The organism is Streptomyces sp. WAC06614 (assembly GCF_003949795.1).
In the GTDB taxonomy this organism is placed as follows: domain Bacteria; phylum Actinomycetota; class Actinomycetes; order Streptomycetales; family Streptomycetaceae; genus Streptomyces.
In genome coordinates this window covers 1-813 of record NZ_RPRY01000743.1, presented here as the reverse complement: position 1 = coordinate 813, position 813 = coordinate 1, and the positions used below count along the sequence as shown (strand labels likewise).

Sequence of the window (813 nt, the reverse complement as noted above, 5' to 3'; positions counted from 1 at the left end):
GCGTCAGCCGCCGCAAGCCCTGGCAGTACGTCTTCGGCCCCGGCGTGAGCGCGACCGTGGCCCGCGAGTCCGGCCCCGACCTCGACGTCCACCTGGTCACGCACGACGCCGTCGCCAAGGGCCGTGGCCTGCCCGTGGCCCGCCCCGGCGCCCGCCTCGGCCGCACCAGGACCGTGGCCGGCTGGCTGGTCGGCCTGGTGCTGCCGGTGCTGCTCACCGTGCTGCTCACCCAGGTCGACGCCGACCTGGGCCTGGCCAACGACATGCTGCTCTTCCTCGGGCTGACGGTCGCCGCCGCGCTGGTGGGCGGACTCTGGCCGGCGCTGGCCTCGGTGGCGCTCGGCTCCCTGCTGCTGAACTACTTCTTCACCCCGCCGCTGCACCGGCTGACCATCGCCGACCCCCGCAACATCGTCGCCATCGTGATCTTCTTCGCCGTGGCGGTCTCGGTGGCCTCCGTGGTCGACCTGGCCGCCCGGCGCACCCACCAGGCGGCCCGGCTGCGCGCCGAGTCCGAGATCCTCTCCTTCCTCGCCGGCAGCGTCCTGCGCGGCGAGAACAGCCTGGACGCCCTGCTGGAGCGGGTCCGCGAGACCTTCGCCATGGAGTCGGTGGCCCTGCTGGAACGCGACGGCGACACCGAGCCCTGGCGCCGGGCCGGCAGCGTGGGTCCGGCCCCCGCCGCACGGCCCGAGGACGCCGATGTGGACCTGCCCGTCGGGGACAGCCTGGCCCTGGCCCTGTCGGGACGGGTGCTGCCGGCCGAGGACCGGCGGGTGCTCGGCGCGTTCGCCGCCCAGGCCGCCGTCGTCC

At 75.6% G+C, this 813-nt stretch carries 1 protein-coding gene; it reads left to right on the top strand.

All coding sequences use genetic code 11. The features are described from left to right. On the top strand, positions 1-813 hold an 813-nt coding region (locus EF918_RS36250), incomplete at both ends, for a DUF4118 domain-containing protein (protein ID WP_125653024.1).